The 21791-nt window shown below is 45.0% G+C and carries 21 protein-coding genes; 1 reads left to right on the top strand and 20 read right to left on the bottom strand.

The window, feature by feature from the left end; genetic code table 11:
* Nucleotides 1-24 precede the first annotated feature (24 nt).
* Nucleotides 25-1410, bottom strand: a complete 1386-nt coding sequence (locus J1C86_RS02730) for a Cof-type HAD-IIB family hydrolase (protein WP_125407524.1) — start codon at nucleotides 1408-1410, stop codon at nucleotides 25-27.
* Between the two features lie 180 nt (nucleotides 1411-1590).
* Between J1C86_RS02730 and J1C86_RS02725 the strand changes: the two genes are divergently transcribed.
* Complete coding sequence (locus tag J1C86_RS02725) at nucleotides 1591-2553, top strand: asparaginase (RefSeq protein WP_125407348.1); 963 nt, start codon at nucleotides 1591-1593, stop codon at nucleotides 2551-2553.
* A 712-nt stretch (nucleotides 2554-3265) separates the two neighbouring features.
* On the opposite strand, the gene recG is transcribed toward J1C86_RS02725, so the two are convergent.
* From recG to J1C86_RS02630, 19 genes are all read right to left on the bottom strand, one after another.
* Complete coding sequence (recG, locus tag J1C86_RS02720) at nucleotides 3266-5281, bottom strand: ATP-dependent DNA helicase RecG (protein ID WP_125407351.1); 2016 nt, start codon at nucleotides 5279-5281, stop codon at nucleotides 3266-3268.
* Nucleotides 5282-5384: 103 nt separating this feature from the next.
* Nucleotides 5385-6491, bottom strand: a complete 1107-nt coding sequence (alr, locus tag J1C86_RS02715) for an alanine racemase (RefSeq protein ID WP_312022612.1) — start codon at nucleotides 6489-6491, stop codon at nucleotides 5385-5387.
* Nucleotides 6481-6843, bottom strand: a complete 363-nt coding sequence (gene acpS / locus J1C86_RS02710; RefSeq protein ID WP_002896329.1) for a holo-ACP synthase — start codon at nucleotides 6841-6843, stop codon at nucleotides 6481-6483. Before acpS ends, alr begins: the two co-directional genes overlap by 11 nt.
* Nucleotides 6844-6950: 107 nt before the next feature.
* The gene (locus tag J1C86_RS02705; RefSeq protein WP_125408813.1) at nucleotides 6951-7982 is read right to left on the bottom strand and encodes a 3-deoxy-7-phosphoheptulonate synthase; all 1032 of its coding nucleotides are present in this window, start codon (nucleotides 7980-7982) and stop codon (nucleotides 6951-6953) included.
* Nucleotide 7983: 1 nt separating this feature from the next.
* Nucleotides 7984-9015, bottom strand: coding sequence for a 3-deoxy-7-phosphoheptulonate synthase (locus J1C86_RS02700; RefSeq protein WP_002919532.1), 1032 nt, complete (start codon nucleotides 9013-9015; stop codon nucleotides 7984-7986).
* A 20-nt stretch (nucleotides 9016-9035) separates the two neighbouring features.
* A complete protein-coding gene (secA, locus tag J1C86_RS02695) occupies nucleotides 9036-11555 on the bottom strand; it encodes a preprotein translocase subunit SecA (protein WP_125407357.1) in 2520 nt (839 codons plus the stop codon).
* Nucleotides 11556-12056: 501 nt separating this feature from the next.
* The gene (locus J1C86_RS02690) at nucleotides 12057-12506 is read right to left on the bottom strand and encodes a cupin domain-containing protein (RefSeq protein WP_002910473.1); all 450 of its coding nucleotides are present in this window, start codon (nucleotides 12504-12506) and stop codon (nucleotides 12057-12059) included.
* A gap of 17 nt (nucleotides 12507-12523) precedes the next feature.
* Nucleotides 12524-13618, bottom strand: a complete 1095-nt coding sequence (locus J1C86_RS02685; RefSeq protein WP_002910474.1) for an ethanolamine utilization protein EutH — start codon at nucleotides 13616-13618, stop codon at nucleotides 12524-12526.
* 16 nt (nucleotides 13619-13634) lie between these two features.
* Complete coding sequence (locus J1C86_RS02680; protein WP_002896356.1) at nucleotides 13635-13916, bottom strand: EutN/CcmL family microcompartment protein; 282 nt, start codon at nucleotides 13914-13916, stop codon at nucleotides 13635-13637.
* Between the two features lie 14 nt (nucleotides 13917-13930).
* Entirely contained in the window at nucleotides 13931-14578 is a 648-nt protein-coding gene (locus J1C86_RS02675) for an ethanolamine utilization protein (RefSeq protein WP_002910475.1), read from the bottom strand.
* 31 nt (nucleotides 14579-14609) lie between these two features.
* Nucleotides 14610-15236 carry an ethanolamine utilization phosphate acetyltransferase EutD gene (gene eutD / locus J1C86_RS02670; protein ID WP_002896361.1) on the bottom strand — a complete coding sequence of 209 codons (627 nt, stop codon included), beginning with the start codon at nucleotides 15234-15236 and terminating at the stop codon, nucleotides 14610-14612.
* Nucleotides 15237-15259: 23 nt separating this feature from the next.
* A complete protein-coding gene (locus J1C86_RS02665; RefSeq protein ID WP_002910478.1) occupies nucleotides 15260-15901 on the bottom strand; it encodes a hypothetical protein in 642 nt (213 codons plus the stop codon).
* A 196-nt stretch (nucleotides 15902-16097) separates the two neighbouring features.
* Nucleotides 16098-16373 carry a propanediol utilization microcompartment protein PduA gene (gene pduA / locus J1C86_RS02660; RefSeq protein WP_002896373.1) on the bottom strand — a complete coding sequence of 92 codons (276 nt, stop codon included), beginning with the start codon at nucleotides 16371-16373 and terminating at the stop codon, nucleotides 16098-16100.
* A 55-nt stretch (nucleotides 16374-16428) separates the two neighbouring features.
* A complete protein-coding gene (gene pduA / locus J1C86_RS02655; protein WP_002910479.1) occupies nucleotides 16429-16710 on the bottom strand; it encodes a propanediol utilization microcompartment protein PduA in 282 nt (93 codons plus the stop codon).
* 34 nt (nucleotides 16711-16744) lie between these two features.
* The gene (locus tag J1C86_RS02650; RefSeq protein WP_002901059.1) at nucleotides 16745-18223 is read right to left on the bottom strand and encodes an acetaldehyde dehydrogenase (acetylating); all 1479 of its coding nucleotides are present in this window, start codon (nucleotides 18221-18223) and stop codon (nucleotides 16745-16747) included.
* Between the two features lie 6 nt (nucleotides 18224-18229).
* Entirely contained in the window at nucleotides 18230-18793 is a 564-nt protein-coding gene (locus J1C86_RS02645; protein ID WP_002910480.1) for a BMC domain-containing protein, read from the bottom strand.
* A 15-nt stretch (nucleotides 18794-18808) separates the two neighbouring features.
* Nucleotides 18809-19462 (bottom strand): ethanolamine utilization microcompartment protein EutL, encoded by a 654-nt coding sequence (eutL, locus tag J1C86_RS02640; RefSeq protein ID WP_009659835.1) that lies wholly within the window; start codon nucleotides 19460-19462, stop codon nucleotides 18809-18811.
* Nucleotides 19463-19477: 15 nt separating this feature from the next.
* Entirely contained in the window at nucleotides 19478-20398 is a 921-nt protein-coding gene (eutC, locus tag J1C86_RS02635) for an ethanolamine ammonia-lyase subunit EutC (protein WP_004192040.1), read from the bottom strand.
* Nucleotides 20399-20414: 16 nt separating this feature from the next.
* On the bottom strand, nucleotides 20415-21785 hold the full coding sequence (locus J1C86_RS02630; protein ID WP_125407368.1) for an ethanolamine ammonia-lyase subunit EutB: 1371 nt from the start codon (nucleotides 21783-21785) through the stop codon (nucleotides 20415-20417).
* Between the last annotated feature and the right edge of the window lie 6 nt (nucleotides 21786-21791).

The raw sequence follows: 21791 nt of genomic DNA, 5'->3' as shown, positions 1-21791 counted from the left end.
AGAAATAGTCTGCTCTTAAAGTGTTTATTCTTTCTGCTCTATGGTACGCTGGTAAGCATGAATCTGTCGTTCCAGTTCTTCTTTGATAGCTCCTTCGGGAGCGTATTTTTCTTCCCAGTCATCTGGTTTGAGGATTTTATGGGTGACGGGGTCAAAGTGAGCTTTTCCGTCTGGGAAAATTTTGCCCATATTGGCCCGATGGACAATATCGAACAGCTGCTCTGGATCTACTCCCATCAGGACAAAACTGCCATAAGTGAAGTATAGAGTATCAATCAGGGCATCTACCTGACCGACTAGAGAAACCTCAGCCTGACTCTTGGAGCGAACCTTGTCAGCAGCCTTGTCAAGCGCTTGATGGAGATAAGCTACAGAGCTATCAAAGTCTTCCTCTGAGTTACTAGCTGCCCGCAGAAACTCGACCAGCTCTTCTAGCTTAAAGCCTGCCCTATAGCGAGCGTCCTGAGGCGACCAAGCAATTGGCTCTTCCTGAGTGCTTTCATCCATAACACTATGGAACTCTTTAACCTTATTAAAGTGATGGTCGCTGCTGGTAAAGACCTTCTCCCTCGCTAGGATACCAAAATGCTCCAAAGCCTTGTGAATCCCATCCTGACTATTGCTGCTAGTTGTATGCTTGGCCACTTCCTTGACTGAGCTTGTTCCATTTCCCATAGCAATGGACAGACCAACTCCCGATAGCATTTCCAAGTCATTGTCAGAGTCACCGAAGGCCATGACCTGATGAATGTCAAAACCATATTCCTTGCCGACTCGGCGAATCCCCTCTAGCTTAGATGTATCTTTATTGATAATATCAACCGCATAGGGGCTGCTGCGGGTAAATTTCAAATCAGGAAAGTCTGCTTCAATCTTACGGCTTTCTTCTGGACTGGCTAAAATCAAAGCTTGATAAATCGGCTCCTGAATCAGCTGCAGGAGATCTTTTTCATGCTGGGGCAAGGCCTTGCTGATGACTTTATTAAAACCGTGACTGACTGTTCGAGCCATTCGCTTAGGGATGAAGCGGCTAGTCCACTGGGAGAAAGGGCTCATGCCGAAGGACATAATCTTGGAGCCCAGCATAGCCTCAGCCGTCCCCAAGGAAATCTCTTTCCGATGCTTCTTAGCATAGGAGATTAAATCCCGCAAACTCTGCTTGTCAATGGGACTGGCAGAAATCACTCTGTCTCTTGAAAAAATGTACTGGCCATTGTAGGTCACAGCAAAGTCTAAGTCCAATTGCTCCATAAAAGGTTTGACAAAGAAAGGACCGCGGCCTGTTGCCAAACCGACCAATATTCCTTGCTCCTTTAAACTCTGAATAGCCTTTTCTGTAGATTTCAAAACCGTTCGACTGTCATTGACCAGTGTCCCATCAATATCGAAAAAGACGGCCTTTACTTCCATTGATTTTCTCATTCTTTCCTTTTATGATACAATAAATTATAACACAAAAATGACATACAATCACATGAATTGCAGAAAAGAAAAGCTGGAGTAATATCCATGCAACAGAAATGAAAACTCTATGAAAACATAATGTGAGTTTTCAACTCTGCATTATGACTACAAGGAGAAAAAGGATTTATGACAAAAAAAATCTTGGTCCTGCACACAGGAGGAACCATTTCCATGCAGGCTGACGGCTCTGGGGCTGTCGTCACCAATGCTGATAACCCTATGAACCATGTGACAGTTCCGCTTGAGGGGATTGAGACGGAAGTCATTGACTTTTTTAATATTCCTAGTCCTCATATCACGCCCCAGCACATGCTCAAGCTTTATCAAAAAATCAAAGCCAGTGCTGACCAATTTGACGGAGTAGTCATTACTCATGGGACGGACACTTTAGAAGAGACGGCTTACTTTCTGGATACTATGCAGTTGCCGAAGATTCCAATCGTTCTGACCGGAGCTATGCGCAGTTCCAATGAGCTGGGGAGCGACGGAGTCTATAACTACCTGACAGCCCTGCGGGTAGCCAGTGATGAAAAAGCCAGTGATAAAGGCGTGCTTGTCGTTATGAATGATGAGGCACATGCTGCTAAGTATGTAACCAAAACCCACACGACCAATGTCAGCACCTTCCAGACGCCGACTCACGGACCGCTTGGCTTGATTATGAAACAAGAGATTCTCTATTTTAAGACAGCGGAGCCTCGGGTCCGCTTTGACTTGAACAGCATTTCTGGTCTGGTGCCCATCATTCCAGCTTATGCCGGTATGAAGACAGAGCTTCTGGACATGCTGGATTTAGACAAGATAGACGGCCTCATCATAGAAGCATTCGGTGCTGGCAACCTCCCCAAGGAAGTAGCTGACAAACTGGCTGATATGATAGCGGCCGGCTTGCCAGTTGCTCTGGTCTCTCGCTGCTTTAACGGAATCGCTGAGCCAGTCTATGCTTATGAAGGAGGCGGCGTTCAGCTGCACCAGGCTGGTGTCTTCTTCGTCAAAGAGCTCAATGCCCAAAAGGCCAGAATCAAACTGCTCATCGCCCTGAATGCTGGACTCAAAGGCCAAGAACTCCGGGATTATATGGAAGGCTGAGAGAAAAAGTCCCTATTTATTTTCTTTAAATCAAAAAGTGCTAAGTTTGCTTAGCACTTTTTTGACTCTTTCATATTCTAACACTGGAAAAACCTCATTGAATCGCCGGACTTAAAAGATAATCTCAAACAGAGACTCTAGAATTTCAAAAATATATTCACTTACCATAGGTCATCTCCATTTTCTGAGCTTGCTTAAATGTCTTCGGATAGTGGACTTTGATTGTAACTTTCATAGCTTTTACCTCGCTTATCATTAATTCTTTAAGAGCAAAAACGAAACTCTTGGAGTGTTTGGCTTCAAGTTTGGTCCCTAATCTTTTTGTTCTTACTTGGATATAAGGATACAGCCCTAAACTTAAGAATCTCTTATAGATTTCTTAGGAAAAGCTTATAGTCAAAGAAGTCCAGCAATCTCTATCTACTAATTGAAATGAACAAGTCTTTTCAATCAAATACAAAAAAACTTCACCGATTGGGTGAAGCTTGTGATTTGTTAGGAGATTTATGATGAAAAAATTCTAATTTATTCTGCTTCTTTGAGTGCCTCATACCTCGCAGGTCTTCTAGTCTTCAAGCTTTGGTTACAAGATTTTAAGGGATGTTTACATTGTCATTGGTCCTACCTCTTTCTTTGATTTGACAATAGTATAATTCCTCAAACTTAAAGCCTACTTATAAATAACTTGCAGGAAACTTAATCCAAAGAACTCTTAATCTAGGTAATCTCGCTTGTCCAAATGAAGAGCAATCAAGTGCCAACTAGGATCTGTCCGCCAGTTCGGATCAGCTGTAATCTGGCTGGCAACCTTTCTGGCTTCTTCTAAAATCGGATAATCTTCTACTATGTCTGCCACTTGAAACTCAGGAATACCAGACTGCCGAGTGCCAAAGATTTCTCCAGAGCCTCGCATTTTCAGATCCTCCTCAGCCAGCAGGAAACCATCGGTCGTCTCAGTCATGATTTTCATGCGGCGCTTGCCCGACTCCGTCTTAGGATTGGCAACAAGGACGGCATAAGACTGCTTATTCCCTCGGCCGACGCGGCCTCTCAGCTGATGAAGCTGGCTGAGTCCGAAGCGGTCCGCATCCATGATGACCATCACCGTAGCATTGGGGACGTTGACTCCGACCTCAATGACCGTGGTAGAGACCAGAATATCAGTCCGTCCTTCCTTGAAGTCCTGCATAATCGCCTCTTTTTCCTCGCTCTTCATCTTGCCATGAAGCAGAGCCACTTGGGCCTGTTGACCAAAATAGGCTGTTAGTTCTTCTTCTAGGGCAATGGCATTCTTAAGATCCAGCGCCTCAGATTCCTCAATCAAAGGAGAAATAAAATAGACCTGAGCACCCTTGTGGAGCTCTTTTTTCAGCCAGTCGAGGACGACTTCCAGCTGCTCATGCTTGACCCAGCGGGTGATGATAGGTTTGCGTCCCGCCGGCATCTGGTCAATAATGGACACGTCCATATCACCAAATGCTGTGATAGCAAGGGTTCTGGGAATAGGCGTCGCCGTCATCATGAGGACATCAGGATTGTCTCCCTTTTCCCGTAAAATCCGGCGCTGCTCCACCCCAAAGCGATGCTGCTCGTCAATAATGACCAAGCCCAACGCATGGTAACGGACTCCTTCCTGAATCAGGGCATGGGTTCCGACAATCATGTCCACCTGACCCTTTTCAATCGCTGCCAAAGTCTCCCGACGTTCAGCTGCTTTCATCCCACCAGTTAGCAGGGCCAGCTTCAATTCTGGAAATAGCTGAGCTAGGCTGTCAAAATGCTGCTCAGCCAAAATTTCTGTTGGAACCATCAGAGCGGACTGATAGCCTGCTGTATAAACAGCATACATAGCCAGACCAGCGACTACTGTCTTTCCGCTTCCCACATCACCCTGCAGCAGACGATTCATGTGCCCAGGCGACCGCAAATCCTGCAAAATCTCTGTCAGACTGCGCTCCTGAGCCGAAGTCAGCTCAAAAGGTAAGCTCTGCTTTTTCTCGGCTACAGCATCCAACCGCCAATCAATCTTCAATCCATTGCTGACAGCCTTGCTTTCTCTCTTCAAGACCTGCAGCTGCATTTGGAAATAAAAGAGTTCTTCAAATTTAACCCGCCGAAGAGCCTGCTTGTAGTCCGCCAAGTCCTTTGGAAAATGCATAGCCCGCACAGCCTCCACTCTGCTCACTAGCTGGTAGCGTTCCAGCAGGGGCTGGGGCAGATTTTCCTCTAAGAGCAAGTCCAAACCTTGGTCAAAGGCAGTCTTAATCAGCTTGACCAAACTAGCCTGACTAATTCCCTGAGCCAGCCGATAGACAGGCTGCAAGTCGTCCTCTACCTGAGCCAGAAGTTTCATGCCAGTCAGACTAGCCTTGGCTTTGTCCCACTTGCCAAAGACAGCTATATTAGCTCCCACTTCAATCTTGTCTGCCAGATAAGGCTGGTTAAAGAAATTAACTGCCAGAGCGACTTCTCCCTGCTTGATGGTAAAGCGCAGGCGATTGCGTTTGTACCCATAATACTGGACATTAGCCGGAGTCACGACCTGACCAGAAACAACCGCCTTTTCTCCATCCTCCAAGTCTAGGACATTCTTACTTTTAAAATCCTCATAACGAAAAGGAAAATAAAGCAGCAAATCCTGCAAGGTCTCTAGACCCAGCTTGGCAAATTTTTCTGCTGATTTCGGTCCCACACCAGGCAGAACCGTCAAAGGTTGGTGTAAATTCATAATTCCTCTTTCAGTTCTGATACTGCTGCGCTGCTGACATCACAGACAGGGGCCAAGCTAGAACATTATCAAATACTGCAAGCGGTTCCCTGCATTAATCTTCTTAGTCTTTGTAGACCCTCGGTACACGGTCGCTAATCAAGCAAACCACCTCATAGTTAATGGTGCCACGCTTTTCTGCCACATCTGTCGCCGTAATGGTCTCCGCTCCGCTATTTCCAATCAACACAACCGGAGTGCCAAGGGGATAAGCCTGAGGCAGGCGCACTGTAATCTGGTCCATAGAAACTCGGCCGACAATAGGGCAGCGCTGACCATCAATCAAGACATCAAAGCCCTGCATATCGCGTGTCCAGCCATCCGCATAACCCAAAGGAATGGTACCAATCCACTCTTGAGACTTGCTGGTATAGGTAGCTCCATAGCCAACATCTGCTCCAGCCTCTACTTCCTTGACATGCACCAATTCTGAGACCAGAGACAAAGCTGGCTTGAATTCGTAAGGAAGTTTTAAAACAGTTCCGCTAGGGTTGAGGCCATAAATGATGTCACCCAGCCGTACGGCATTTAGGACGGTCTCGCTATGCCAGAGAGAAGTAGCGGAATTACTAGCGTGAACGAGAGGAGGAACACTGTCCAGCTCAGATAAGATCTGATGAAAACGAGCCAGCTGGGCTTCAAACTTATGGTGCTCCGCTTCATCTGCCGTTGCAAAGTGGGTAAAAATTCCCTCCGCGACAGCCCCAGCAGCCTGCAAGCGATGGATTGCCTCCTGAGCTTCCTGACTATCTCGAAAACCAATCCGCCCCATACCAGAGTCAATCTTGATATGAAACTTCAATCCTGTTAAGTCTTTTTCCGCAGCTAAAGCTAAATCCAACCACTCCAGACTGGCTACAGTCAGAGAGACCTTTCCCTTTCTAGCCAGCGGGAGCGCAGCCAGATTTGATACTCCTAGCACCAGAATTTTTTTGCCAATGCCCGCTGAGCGCAGCTCCAAGGCTTCATCAATATTAGACACACAAAATCCATCTACGAGGGGCTCAATATGCCTAGAAACCTCAATAGCTCCATGGCCATAAGCATTGGCTTTAACGACAGCCCATTTCTCAGTCGTCTGAGGCAGTTGGGCACTCAGTTGTCTAATATTAAAAGCAATGGCAGCTAAATCAATCACTGCCTTGCTAGGTCTATGCAGACTAGCTTTCATCATTTTCCTCCAAAATAACGCTGGCTGTAACTAGGCCAGCAGCATGGCTGAGCGAAATCCAAACCTTGCCAGTAAAAGGTGACCGGCTAAAATAAGGTGCTCCCTGACGGTCGTTTAAAATCTCCAAATCTTGAAACCTGAGCTTACCGATTCCAGTTCCCCAAGCTTTAGAAAAAGCCTCCTTGGCAGCCCAACGGCCAGCTAGAAATTCTATTTTCCGCTTGCCGGATAACTCCTCAAAACGAGAAAGCTCCGCCTCTGTCAGCACCTTCTTTGCAAAGCGGGCATTTTTCAGATAGGCTCGCTCAATGGCAGCCAACTCTTCTATATCAATTCCGTGTCCTTTTATCATATCATTCTCTGGAAAGGCGACAAAACTCAGCTGGGCCGCCAGCTGAGTTCGTCTTCACCCGACAGTTAGTCCTCTTTACAGGTCAAGACTGTCCCTTTCAATTTTCCTTATTTATCTAAAGTGTTGTAAATTTCTTCAATGAGCTGAACAGTATTGTCCCAACCTAGGCAAGGATCGGTGATGGATTTACCAAAGACTTCCGGCTCATTTTGCCGGCCGTCTTCCAGATAAGACTCAATCATAAAACCACGAACCGCTCTCTTAATCTTTTCGTTCCAATCCCGATTAAGCAAGGTCTGACGCACAATCCTAATCTGATCCAGATATTGCTTGCCAGAGTTATCGTGATTGGTATCGATGACGATGAAAGGATTCTCCAAGCCCATCTTTTCGTAGTAGGAAATGGCATCCAGCATATTCTCATAGTAGAAATTTGGGATATTTTTACCATATTCATTGGTTGCCCCACGCAGAATAACGTGAGCCAAAGGATTCCCAGAGGTTTCTACTTCCTGACCATGAAAAAGGAAAGTCTGCTTATTTTGTGCCGCATAGACAGCGTTAAACATAACACCCAGATTGCCAGAAGTTGGATTTTTCATGCCTACCGGGGCATCAAGACCTGACGCCACAAAACGGTGCTCCTGGTCTTCAACTGAGCGTGCACCCACAGCATGATAGCTGACCAAGTCATCTACCAGCACAAGATTGGACGGATAGAGCATCTCATCAGCTGTCGTCAGACCAGTCTCTGTAATGACACGGTAGTGCAACTGACGAACTGCCTGCAAACCATTTATAAGACTAGGCGCTTTAGATGTATCTGGCTGGTGAACCAAGCCCTTATAGCCATCTCCATTGGTCCGCGGCTTAGCAGTATAGACCCGCATGACGATAAAAATCTTATCTGCGACCTTCTTCTGCAGCTCTGATAAGCGGCGAGCATACTCCAGCACAGCCTCTTCATTGTCCGATGAGCAAGGGCCAATCACCAAGAGAATACGCTCGTCTTCCCCACTGAGAATCTCAGCTAGTTCTTGGTCTCGCTTGTTTTTATGAGTCAAGGCCTGACCAGTCAGTCTGGTTCTGGACTTAATCTGCTCAATGTCAATCTTCTGACCTTTTTCAATAAATGCCATACTATTTTCCTAATGTATCATAAATTTCACGAACCAGCTGTTCTGTATTTGCCCAGCCCAGACAAGGGTCAGTAATGGACTTACCAAAGACTTCTGGCTCGTCCTGACGGCCGTCTTCCAGATAAGACTCAATCATAAAGCCACGCACGGTAGCCTTAATCTTTTCATTCCAGTCCCGATTAATCAGCGTCTGGCGAACGATACGAACTTGCTCCAGATACTGCTTACCAGAGTTATCATGATTGGTATCAATGATGATAAAGGGATTTTCTAAGCCCATTTTTTCATACTGGGCAATGGTATCCAGCAGGTTATCATAATAGTAATTGGGAATATTCTTGCCGTATTCATTGAGGGCACCGCGCAAGATGGCATGCGCCAAGGGATTGCCAGATGTTTCTACTTCCTTACCGGAAAAGAGGAAACTCTGCTTGTTTTGAGCAGCATAGATGCCGTTAAACATGACATTAAGATTACCAGAAGTCGGATTTTTCAAGCCGGTTGGCAGATCTGCCCCACTAGCCACAAAGCGGTGCTGCTGGTCTTCGACCGAGCGAGCTCCGACTGCCATGTAAGAAATCAAATCATCTACCAGAGGCAGATTTTCTGGATAGAGCATCTCATCAGCTGTGGTCATGCCTGTCTCAGAAATAACCCGATAGTGCAGATTGCGGACTGCCTTAATGCCGTTAATCAGACTTGGAGCGGCAGTCGCATTAGGCTGATGAATAAGCCCTTTGTAGCCATCTCCGTTCGTCCGAGGCTTGGCAGTATAGACCCGCATGACCATAAAGATGCGATCTTTTACTTCTTCTTGGAGAGCAGATAGACGCTTGGCATACTCCAGCACCGCTTCTTCATTATCTGAAGAGCAGGGACCAATGACCAAGAGAATGCGGTCATCTTGACCACGCAGAATTGCTTCTAACTCTCGGTCACGCTTTTCCTTGCGAGCGAGCATGTCGCCTTCTAGCTTAGCAAGTTGGCGAACTTCTGCCACATCAATGGGTTGACTGGTTGCTTTAAAGGTCATCTATTCTCCTTCTTTTATGCTTACTTTTTACGGCCGTGACAGTTCTTGAACTTCTTGCCAGAGCCACATGGACAAGGGTCGTTTCTCTTTACGTTAGATAGGTCTACATTCTCAGGCATATTTGGCGCCTTGGCAGAGATATTGCGGGTAGCTGTGGTATTGATAGCCCGCTCTGTCCGCGGACGCTCTTGCTCATGAATCTGCGCTTTCATCATCAGACGAGTCACATCAAATTCGATGGAGCCAATCATGTCGTTGAACATACGGAAGCTCTCTGCTTGGTATTCGACAACTGGGTTATTTTGTGCATAACCACGTAGTCCAACAGCATTGCGCAGCTGGTCAAGGGCGTCGATATGGTCAGTCCACTTGCTGTCCACCACGCGCAGAATCAAGACCTTCTGGAATTCACGCACTGCTTCTTCGTCTCGCAGCTTAGCAATTTGACTGTCGTAGACTTCCAATGCACGTTCAAACAGATAATCTTTGATTTCTTGGTCGGACTTGCCTTCCAAATCGCTGTCAGAAATAGAATCTTCTGAAACTAAGTTATACTTAGCAAAGTTTAAAATTGCTTCAATCTTATCATCCTGATCAGAGTGGCTGCTGCCATCAACGATACGGTTGATAGTCCGTTTGATCATGGCCTGGATTTCAGGACTGAGGTCACGGTCAGCAGTAATGACATCGTGGCGCTCAGCATAGATAATTTCCCGTTGCTCACGCATCACGTCATCATACTGCAAGACTTGTTTCCGCGTATCGTAGTTATTTCCTTCGACACGCTTCTGAGCTGCCTCTACCTGACGGGTCAGCATGCCAGACTTGATAACAGAATCTTCGTCGCTAAGGTTCATCCGATCCAAGAGGGCTTTAATACGCTCTGACCCAAAGCGACGCATCAGCTCATCTTCCAGTGACAGGTAGAACTGTGACTCACCTGGATCACCCTGACGACCTGAACGTCCGCGCAGCTGATTGTCAATACGGCGGCTTTCATGGCGCTCTGTACCGATAACACAGAGACCGCCCAGTTCGCGAACACCTTCACCTAACTTGATGTCGGTTCCCCGTCCGGCCATATTGGTCGCAATAGTAACCGCCCCACGTTGGCCAGCATTCATGATAATTTGCGCTTCTTTATAGTGGTTTTTCGCATTAAGAACTTCGTGAGGAACCCCAGCTTCTACCAATTTCTTAGAAATATAATCACTGGTTTCAACCGCGACGGTACCGACCAGAACTGGCTGGCCTTTTTCATGACGCTCTTTAACATCCTGAACAACTGCCTTAAACTTAGAATCAATACTTGGGTAGAGCAGGTCAGAATGGTCAATACGTGCTACCGGACGGTTGGTTGGAATTGGAATAACACGAATGTTGTATGTTTCGCGGAACTCTTCTTCCTCCGTCTTAGCTGTACCTGTCATGCCGGACAGCTTCTTATACATACGGAAGAGGTTCTGATAAGTAATGGAAGCAGAAGTCTTTGTTTCTTCCTGAATCGGCACACCTTCTTTGGCTTCAATCGCTTGGTGGAGACCGTCAGAGTAACGGCGGCCTTCCATAGTCCGACCGGTAAACTGATCGACAATCAGAATTTCCTGTTCTTCACTAACCACATAGTCAATGTCAAGGAGCATGATGTAGTTAGCTCGCAGAGCATTATCAATAAAGTGAGTCAGGGCAACATTTTCAATATCATAGAGATTGTCCAGCTTGAAGTAGCTTTCTGCCTTGTCAATACCTGAGTCAGACAGACCAATCGTCTTAGACTGAACATCGATGATGTAGTCGTCCTTATCCAGAGATTTGACATAATGGTCAGCCATATGATAAAGCTGGTTGGTATCTGAAGAAACCGGTCCGGATACGATCAATGGTGTCCGAGCTTCGTCAATCAGGATTGAGTCCACCTCATCGACCAAGGCATAGTTGAGTGGGCGCTGTACCATGTTTTCAGCGCGGACTACCATGTTATCACGCAGATAGTCAAAGCCAATCTCAGCATTGGTTGAATAGGTAATGTCGCAAGCGTATGCTTCTTTCTTCTCAGATGGAGATTTAGCTGCCAGATTGATACCGACAGAAAGGCCCAGCCAAGAGTAGAGTTCACCCATTTCGGTCGCATCACGCTCAGTCAGGTATTCGTTGACTGTGACAACGTGTACTCCTTGGCCTGCAAGGGCATTTAAGTAAACTGGCATCGTCGCTGTCAAGGTTTTTCCTTCACCGGTACGCATCTCTGGAACGTCACCATGATGGAGAACGATCCCTCCCATAACCTGAACCTTATAAGGGAAAAGGCCCAACACTCGCTTAGCTCCTTCACGGACAACCGCAAAAGCTTCAAATAAGAGCTGATCTAAAGTTTCACCATCAGCATAGCGTTTCTTGAATTCTTCTGTTTTTGCCTGAAGTTCTTCATCAGACAAGGCTGCCATTTCGTCTTCATAAGCCAAGACTTTGTCAGCCATTTTTTCTAATTTTCTTAATTCACCTTTATCATTTTCAATGATAGTCTTTAAAATATTCGCCATTTTTTTCCTTACTATATAATAATCTTTCTGATTTTTAGAATGTTCTTTTCATTATAGCATGTTTTCCTATATCTTTCAAGAATGAAAAAAGCAAAAAAGCTCCATTAGACTGTGCTTACAGAACTGGGAGATGGCAGGATATTCGAGGATAATTTGTGCATGATAAACTATGTGCTTTTCAATCTATATTTTCCCCTCTCAGTTTTGAGCAAACTTCAACACCTTAATTGTATCGCATTTGGATTTTTTAGGAGAATCTTCAATTTGCACCTGCATGGCGTGATTTATTGGCTAGAGTCTTATGGAACTAGACGGGCTGAAAGTTATATAAACGAAAACCAGCACCTAAAGTGTACCGACTCTAAAAAGCTAGATTTTTGTGTCTAACTTTTGTAGTGCAGTACAGAGGCACTGGTTTTTATATGGGGATACCATCCGTATTTCACTTCCACTTAGTGGGGAATCAAACTATTGAATCCAATTGTTCAATCTTCCAACAAACTAGCCTTGCCAGTCAGCCGGATAAGTCACATAGATAAAGCGGGCCTTATCTCTGACAGAGAACTGAATGTCGCTGCCTTTAGGGATAAAGAGTACTTCGCCAGGGCCAGCTGTCATGACTTCGTCACCAACGATAATATCAAGACGCCCTTCAATAACATAGTCCACTTCATCATAGTCCAGATGCCAAGGGAAAGTTGTCTTTTCCATGGTCATCAGACCTAAGCCCAATCTTGGGCTTTCGTCTAAGGTCAGCAAGTCTCGTGTATAAACTTGATGGCTCACATCACCTGTATCCAAGCGATCTTCTGGACGAACATCTAGACCTGGCAGGGCGATAGAAGCTACGCCTGCCTTGCTGACTTTCTTCCCACCATCTTTAGTGGCTAATTCTTCCAATAAAATCTTACGAACCAATGTTTCTAGGTCAGAACGATTAATATCTGCCATACTTCATACCTCCAAGTCTAAGCTTCCTTCTTCGTTAGGAAGAAAGCCAGTAATACCGCTGTGATACCTCCGACAAATTTACCAATCATCATCGGCACAATCATTTCCGGTTTTTGACCGGCTGTGAAGCCTAGGTGATCTCCGATAACAAAGGAAGCAGATACAGCAAAGGCTACGTTGATAATCTTACCGCGTTTGTCCATATCCTTCATCATCTGGAACATGGCAATGTTATTAGCCAGAGAAGCTACCAAACCAGCTGCACCAACTTCGTTCATTCCTAGGGATTTTCCGATAGCAGAAAGTGGTTTGTTGGCTACCTTGGTAAAGACAGCTACCAGACCAAAGGCTCCAGCCAAGGTTACGGCAATCGTTCCGACAACTTCAAAAGCTTCCTTCAATGTTTCAGCACCTTTTGGATAGATGCTGATGAGCCATTCATTGCCAGTCAGAAGCTGAGCTGCACCAAAGGCCAAACCAAGCGTTGCCAAGATAACAATAATCTGACCAAACACTTCAAAACCTTTAATCATGGCATTAGGTGCCAAAAGCAATCCTATGAAAATCAGAGCAGATACAATGATAATCGGGATAAGATTGACAACCAAGGTTCCAAAAGGCAGACCTGGCACGAAAATTCCTCCGAGAAGACAGCCAATCGGAACAGTTACCAAACCGTATAGGATTCCGCGAGCCAAAAGCGGACGGTCATCTTTTTCGATAATACCCAAGGCAACTGGAATCGTAAAGACGATGGTTGGCCCCATCATAGAGCCCAGTACAAAGGCAGCGAAATTTCCTACTGCTGGATCCTGAGCCAGACTGAGAGCCAGAGGAGCTCCTCCCATATCATTGGCAATGAAGGTTGTCGCAAAGATAGACGGGTCAGCGCCCACCAAGCCATACAAAGGCACGACAATTGGTTTCAAGACATCCGCCAAGAGGGGAGCGATTACCATAATCCCAGCCATAGAAAGAGCCAAAGCTCCCATAGCCATGATACCTTCTTCAAATTTTTCACTTAGTCCTAGTTTGCCACCGATACATTTATCCACTGCACCGATCAGCATGAATAGAACCATGATATAAATGATAATTTCATTGATACTCATAACATTACCTTAGTTTCTAATATTCTTCATCACTGTGATAGTCAACCTTGTCAATGATAGCCACAACGACCATATCCACAGGGATATTCGTCTTATTTAGGCTCATCCGGGCAGAACTGCCAGTGGTTACCATTACTTGGTCTCCTTCGCCTGCACCGATGCAGTCGGCCACAATAAGCAGAGCTGGGTCACTTTGATGTTCATTTAGCTGCCGTTCGACCACCAAAAATTTCAAACCATTTAAATTTTCGTCTTTTCTAGTCGCCCAAAGGCTTCCTTTTACTTTACCAACAAACATCTCTACCCACTCCTTTATTCTATGATTTCTATTTTTTGACGTTTTAGATAATCTCTCGCCAAGGCTGTCACAATCATTCCTTTTTCTATTTTAAAGCTTCCGCTTTCAGGTAAGCCCATCTCTCTCAGCCTCTTCTCTGTCAGCAAAACTGGCTTGCCTGGCGCCTTAGTCTTCTGGCTGACTTCTTCTGCCACCGCCCGTTTCACTTCCGGGCGAGGCTCTTCAGCCTGATCGCTTTCTAGGAGTGCTAAGAGTTGGCCTTCTTTATAAAATTGCAGACCGTAGCGAATAAGCTTTTCTCGCTGTCCCTGCAGTTCCTGATACAAGTACACTTTAGAAGATTGCTTGTACTGTTGAATAGCAAAGGCGTTGTCTGATACGAGGACTTTTTTGCCTTTCAAAAGACTCTTTAAAATGACTGCTTCCTCCACCGCTAAAGGGCAAAGGGATGAGAGTCTTAGAAAAGCATCAAAACCAAGTGACTCAACAACAACAATCTCTGCTGTGCAAGAATCTTTTACAACTTGAAAGCCTTCCCCTTCTAATAAGTCAGGAATCTTATCGCCTCCAATGACGTATACTGAAGGTTTCTGAGGCTTTTTCTTCAACTTTTCCATCAGGCGGTCTGTAATCAAATCTACTAAATGATCTAGATTTTCCATTCTTTACCTACCTTTTATTTGCTCATACGACTTATTTTTTAATAATCCGTCCGCGTGTTCCTTTTTTGAAACCACAGGCATTAGCTTCATCGTAGTCAATATGCATATAAGTCGCAAATTTAGGACTAACACGGATGACTACATCATCAAATATCAGCGGACGAGCACCTTCTACTCTGACTTGTACAATCTCATGATTTTTTACATTCAGACGTTCAGCATCTTCCGGTGTCATATGAACATGACGCTTAGCTACAATCAGGCCCTTATCCAGACAAACTGCCTTGTCTCCATGAGCCAAAATGACGCCCGGTGTTCCTTCGATATCGCCGCTTTCGCGAATGGGAGCCTTGGTGCCCAGCTGCAAACAGTCGGTCAGAGAAACTTCTACCTGAGAATGTTTGCGAACAGGTCCCAGAATAACCACATTGTGAAAAGCGCCTTTTGGACCGACAACTGTCAGCCTTTCTTGACTAGCGAACTGGCCTGGCTGTGATAGGTCTTTTGCTTTTGTTAATTGATAGTTGGGACCAAACAAGGCTTCCAAATCTTCCTGACTCAAATGGACATGACGTCCGCTCGCTTCTACCTCAAATGACCCCTGCAATTCTTCCTGAACTTTATCAATTACTTTATTTACCAAATTTTCTAAAGTCATTGCTGTTCTTCTTTCTCTTGTTATTAGCTTGCTATCAACCAGAGCAAGACTTCAATTGATTTTAATAATTGAGAAACCTTACAAGCAAATTGATCTCTGTCACCATCAGCAGCCTGCTCCAATTCTTTGCGCAGGAGGGTCGTTTCGATATATGTTTCATAGCAATTCAGCTGCCAAGTCGGTTCTTGGTAACTCATCATAACCGTCTCTTGATCGAGCTGTCGACTGACCCGAATGGCCTGCAATTCTGCATTGCTAGGCAGGTCTGTCTGGTAATCAGAAATATCATCCAGAATATGATGGCCGACGATTTGTTCTACTATGTTCAATAGTTGGCCAACTTGCTCACACTTTTCATCCTGAAAAGCCTGATGCAACTCTCTCTGGTTCTTCAAAAAGCAAGTATAAAGTTTAGTCAGTCTAAATAGTCGTGGATACACAGCAGAGTCCTCAAGGTTTGTAATCGGTACCCTGATAGCATCAACAGCTGAGGCTGGTTTCCCTTTGGTCTGACCTGAAGAAATAATTCGAATATGGTGATCATTGAGAAAACCTCTGGCTGCTGGCGTCAGTTTTTCATCTTTGTTTAATTCAAAGACACCGTTATCAGCGAGAACGGATTCTCTATAAAGCTTTCTAATCTTAGCTTCTGTAAAAACTGACATGTATTCACATCCTTCTACTCCGTTGATACTCTGTGAAAATCAATCTGATACTCTCCGAAAATCAACATTTCTGTCTAGTATCGAGCTGCTGCCCATAAGCTTCATTTTCACTGAGTATTCTATTTGCATCAGAGGCCTGTATCAAGCCTGAACACTACAATACAGGCCCTTTCAGCAAATATTTATCTGTCCCATATTATTTGGGCAGAATAACTTCCACTTCAGCATGTGGACGTGGAATTACGTGAACTGAAATCAATTCACCAACGTTTTCAGCTGCAGCTGCTCCAGCATCTGTTGCAGCTTTGACTGCGCCGACATCTCCACGAACCATTACAGTTACCAAACCAGCACCGACTTGTTCTTTACCAATCAAAGTTACGTTAGCGGCTTTGACCATTGCATCAGCTGCTTCGATTGCGCCGACGAGTCCTTTTGTTTCTACCATTCCTAATGCATTTGCGTTTGCCATGTTTATTTCCTCCAATTATTTTCTTGTTTTTAATTTTATCCGAAAGTCTGTAATCTTATTCTTGATGAGGCAAGATTACTTCCACTTCAGCATGTGGACGTGGGATTACGTGAACTGAAATCAATTCACCAACGTTTTCAGCTGCAGCTGCTCCAGCATCTGTCGCTGCTTTGACTGCACCGACATCACCACGAACCAAGACTGTTACCAATCCAGCGCCGACTTGTTCTTTACCAACTAAAGTTACGTTAGCGGCTTTGACCATTGCATCAGCTGCTTCGATTGCGCCGACAAGTCCTTTTGTTTCTACCATTCCTAATGCATTTGCGTTTGCCATGATTGTATCCTCCAATTATAATGTTTAATATTGACTATTTTAGTTTTTCCAATACGCGTTGAACCAACAAGGTTACCAGTTCTTCTTCGTTTGATCCGTCAACTGCTACTGCTTTTGGTTCTTCCACTGCCATATTTTCTGCTTGTCGCAGGTCTGACAGTTCTGATGTACCGTAAGCTACACGACGGATATTAAAGAGATTGAGCGGGCTGACATTATCAGATGTTGCGCTGCCACCCACAGCTCCACAACCCAAAGTAAAGGCTGGGAAGAGACCAGTCGTTGCACCGACACCACCTAGGGCTGCTGGCGTATTGATCAGCAGACGAGATACTGGTTTTTTCAGTGCAAATTCACGAATAATTTCTTCATTTTGACTGTGGATAGCAAGAGTGTGGCCTGCACCTTCATGATGCAAGATCTTAATACTCAGCTCACAAGCTTCCAACCAGTCCTTGACAGTGTAGAAACCTAAGACTGGAGCCAGTTTTTCCATAGAATATGGATACTGCTTACCGACGCCAGTTTCTTCTGCAATCAAGACCCGAGCATCAGCTGGAACTGAAATACCAGCTAACTCAGCAATCACTTGCGGTGTTTTACCAACCATCTTCGGATTCATCGCACCACTCGGCTGGATAATGAAGGAGCCTAGTTTCTTAGCATCTTCAGCTGGAACAAAGTAAGCACCTTGTTTCTTGAATTCTGCTACAACCTTTTCCTTCATATCTTCTTCAACGATGATAGACTGCTCAGATGCACAAATCACACCATTGTCAAAGGTTTTAGAATCCAAAATCTGACGAACTGCTTTTGGCACATCTGCTGTTCTTTCGATGAAGGCTGGACCATTACCAGGACCTACACCGATTGCTGGTGTACCAGATGAGTAAGCTGCTTTGACCATGGCATTCCCACCAGTCGCCAAAATCAGATTTGTATCCTTGTGCCGCATCAACTCATTTGTAGCTGCGATGGATACCCGATGAATCGCACTGATGGCTCCATCCGGACAGCCAGCTGACTTAGCAGCTTTCTTGATGATTTCTACCGTTTCCTCAATACACTTAAGAGCATTTGGGTGAGGAGAGAAGACGATACTGTTTCCTGCCTTCAAAGCAATCAAAGCCTTATACATAACCGTTGAGGTCGGGTTGGTTGATGGAATCAAGCCAGCAATGACACCTACTGGAACCCCAACTTCCAAGACTTTCTTTTCCTTGTCTTCGCTGAGAACCCCAACCGTTTTCATATCCTTGATTTCTTCAAGAATACCTTTGGAAGCAAGAGCATTTTTCAATACCTTGTCTTCCCAGCGGCCAAAGCCTGTTTCCTGAGCCGCCATTTTAGCTAGGCGTTCACGCTCATCATAACAAGCTTTCGCTACTACTTTTACAATGGTATCAATTTGCTCTTGGCTCATTTTAGCAAGTTCTGCTTGGGCTTTCTTTGCATCCCGAATCAAATTCCTTACTTCCTGAATCGATACCAAATCTTTATCTTCTAAAAACATCCGCAATTACTCCTCTCCTATTGTTTCCATCAAAGTCTCAACGAGAAGTTTCTTGTTGGCAAATTTGATTTCTTTCTTGCTGAGACGGATACCTTCTTGATGATAGGCAAGGCTGCGTAGTTCGACGACTTTTAGTTTTTCCAGTTCTTCTCTGGTGTAGGTCCTTGTCTCTCCTTCAAGCTTCTCTGCTGGTTCAGCCTTAGTTTCCTTTACAGGCTGAGGCTTTTCTTCGATTTTTTCTGAAGGGATTGTTTCCGCCGTAGAAGCAATCTCTTTTTTAGCTGTTTTACTGTTTCTCTTTGGTACAAAGAGAAGGTCTGTCTGGTTATCCAACCTAGAAATTACATGGCTGGCCAGATAGTAAGGTTTATCCTGTACCAACTCAACTGCTGCATCAACCGCTGAGCGGACTGCACTGACATCGCCTATTAATTGAACCGTATTCAAACCAGCTTTGACCGTTTCAATATTAAGCAATGATACATTGGCAGCCTTCAAAGCCGCATCTGCCGCAACTACAGCACCTAGATAACCTTTTACTTCAATTAAACCTAGTGCTCTATCTGCCATTTAATCAACTCCTAATCAATAACTTTTAGGATCATTTGCTACTGCGATAACTGCATTCGCAAATGCGTCGCAGGCAGCTCGGCATGCTGACTGTGATCCGACCAGAAGTCCGCCGGCAAAGTTGGTTTCACTTGGTGGTCCGTAGAAGGCTCCAACCTGCACATCAGCCGCTTTCAAAGCCGCATCCAGTGCCACCATAGCTTCACCCGGTGGAGCAATCAAGTAAGCAATCGCTGTTCCTTCTTCTGCATTAGCCCCCTCTGACAGGTAAGAACCTGCACGAGAGATACAATGAGCAAAATAAGGAATACTGTCATCATCATTGGCACTGTAGAAGCTAGCCCCATTTTCGATTTCATAGACTGCTACATCCAGACCGCTGCGAACTTCTTCTGGGTTTGGACCAGCCAAGATACCGATGACTTCACCAGCCAGCTTAGTTGAAGCGTTGCCTGCACCAGCATACATACTGCGAGCATAGACCACTTCTACATCTGCTGCCTTGGTTGCTTCATCCAAGGCTACATAAGTGACATCATCACAGTCAGAAGTGATAATTCCCAGGCTTCTGTGATGTGGTTTAAGCTCCAAAGAAGCTGCCAAACCTGCATCCACGTTTGAAATCAGAAGGGCACTTAATACATTTGCACCTAATCGATCATTTTTCAAAGCCACTACCTCCTATTATTTCAAATCAATTCCTGATTTCTTATTATCAAGAATCTTCTTAATGATTTCTGCTACATAGGCTCCAGCTTCAACGGCTGGTGTTCCGCCTTTATGAATATTGGAAACAACGGTCCGTTTCGCTTCTGGCATACCAACTGTTGGCTTGTAAGCCAGATAAGCACTCATAGACTCAGCTGTTACCAGACCTGGACGCTCACCAACCAGCATACAGATAACTTCTGCACCAGTCAGCTCTGCGATTTGGTCCATAGCTGCAACCCGAGCATGCTTGATAAAGAGTACTTCACCAAAGTCCAGTCCGAACATTTTCAGACCTTGCTTCAGAGCTGGCAGGAAGTCTTTGACGTTAGCCTCAATAGCTGATGAGCTAAGACCGTCACCAACGACAATCTGAACTTTGGCATTAGGTTTGCATTTTTCCTTGATAATCGCCTGCTGATCTTCAGGGAAGACCCGGCCAAAATCTGGACGTGTCAAGTACTCATCCTTAGTTGCTGCCTTGGTCTGTACAGGAATGAAGCCCATTTCCTTGACAAAGTCATCTGATACATAGGAGAAGACCGCATCCTGAGCTGCCGCATGGTCTGCACGGAAACGCAAAACACTTTGTGTCTTGTAGCGATCGCCTGCCCGCCATAAGCCCAGACGTGCCGGAGTAAATTTCTTAATCTTTCGGTAGGCTTCTTCATTGATGGCATTCGGAACCAAGAACTGTTCCTGAATATCTACTTCTGTTATGTCCGGAATAATGCCATCTTCAATCACTGAAGTGTCTTGTTTGACTTCTTCCTGCAGAGAAACCGCAGGTTTTTCAGCTTTGTTCTGGTCAGTCGCTGCTGTTTCTTTAACAGCTGAGTCGCCGCCCATCTCATTTAACAATGAGCGAATCATTTCTTTTAATTGCAATTCATCCACAATGATTTCCTCCTTGCTAATTTGATTTCATAAAGATGGAGCCGTCTCCGCCGATTTCTGTCAGGTGGCCATCTTCCATCAAGCCCATCTTTTCCATCCACTCTTCAAATTCCTTGATTGGACGTTTGTTGAGAAGTGAACGCATGGTTGCTGTTTCATGGTAACCAGTTGTTTGATAGTTAAGCATGATATCGTCACCATGAGGAATCGCCATGATGTAGTTAACATTGGCTGCTCCGAGAAGAACCAAGAGATTTTCAGCGTCGTTTTGGTCAGCCTTCATGTGATTAGTGTAGCAGATATCACAACCCATTGAGATACCAGTCAGTTTGCCCATGAAGTGGTCTTCCAAACCAGCACGGATAACCTGCTTAGAATCATAAAGATACTCAGGTCCGATGAATCCAACAACGGTATTTACCAAGAATGGATCGAAGCGTTTAGCAAAACCATAACAACGAGCTTCCATAGTCACTTGGTCTGCTCCATGGTGAGCATCAGATGAAAGTTCAGAACCTTGACCTGTTTCAAAGTACATGACATTCGGTCCAGCAGCTGTTCCCACTTTCAGAGCTGTATCCCAAGCTTCTTGAATGATTTTAGCATCAAAACCAAAGGCTTCATTTCCTTTTTCAGATCCAGCGATAGACTGGAAGACCAATCCTGTCGGAGCACCTTGATTCATGGCTTCTATCTGAGTAGTAACGTGAGCTAGCACACAGTGCTGAGTTGGAATATTGTACTCTTCGATGAAGTCGTTAAACTTATGCAAGACGCGTTTGGTACTTTCTACTGAGTCATCTACTGGGTTCAATCCTAAGAGAGCATCCCCACATCCATAAGCAAAACCTTCCATAGTAGAAGCCATGATACCGTCTGGATCATCTGTGGTATGGTTTGGTTGAAGACGAGAAGAGAATGTTCCCGGCATACCAATCGTTGTATTGGCATGTTTGGTAATGACAATCTTATTGGCAGCTACAATCAAGTCCAAGTTGGTCATCAACTTAGCAACCGCTGCTACCATTTCAGAAGTCAACCCACGAGACAGCCACTGAATATCTACGTTCTTAGTCTTGTTATCCAAGATCCATTCACGCAGCTCTTCTACTGTCCAATTCTTAATCTTTTCGTAAGTACGAAGATTGACGTCGTCGATGATAATCCGTGTTACCTCATCTTCTTCATAAGGCACTACCGGATTATTGAACAAATCAGACAGTTTTAGCTGAGCTAGTACAACCTTAGCAGCGACACGCTCTTCGGCAGATTCTGCTGCTACTCCGGCTAGCTGATCCCCGGATTTGTACTCATTGGCTTTGGCCAGCACTTCTTTTACGGATTTAAATTCGTAAAGCCGACCAAACAATTTTGTTTTCAAAATCATGGATTA

This window comes from Streptococcus sanguinis, assembly GCF_050220005.1.
GTDB lineage: Bacteria > Bacillota > Bacilli > Lactobacillales > Streptococcaceae > Streptococcus > Streptococcus sanguinis_Z.
Note: the sequence above shows the minus strand (reverse complement) of the source record. Positions and strands in the feature narration are given on the sequence as shown.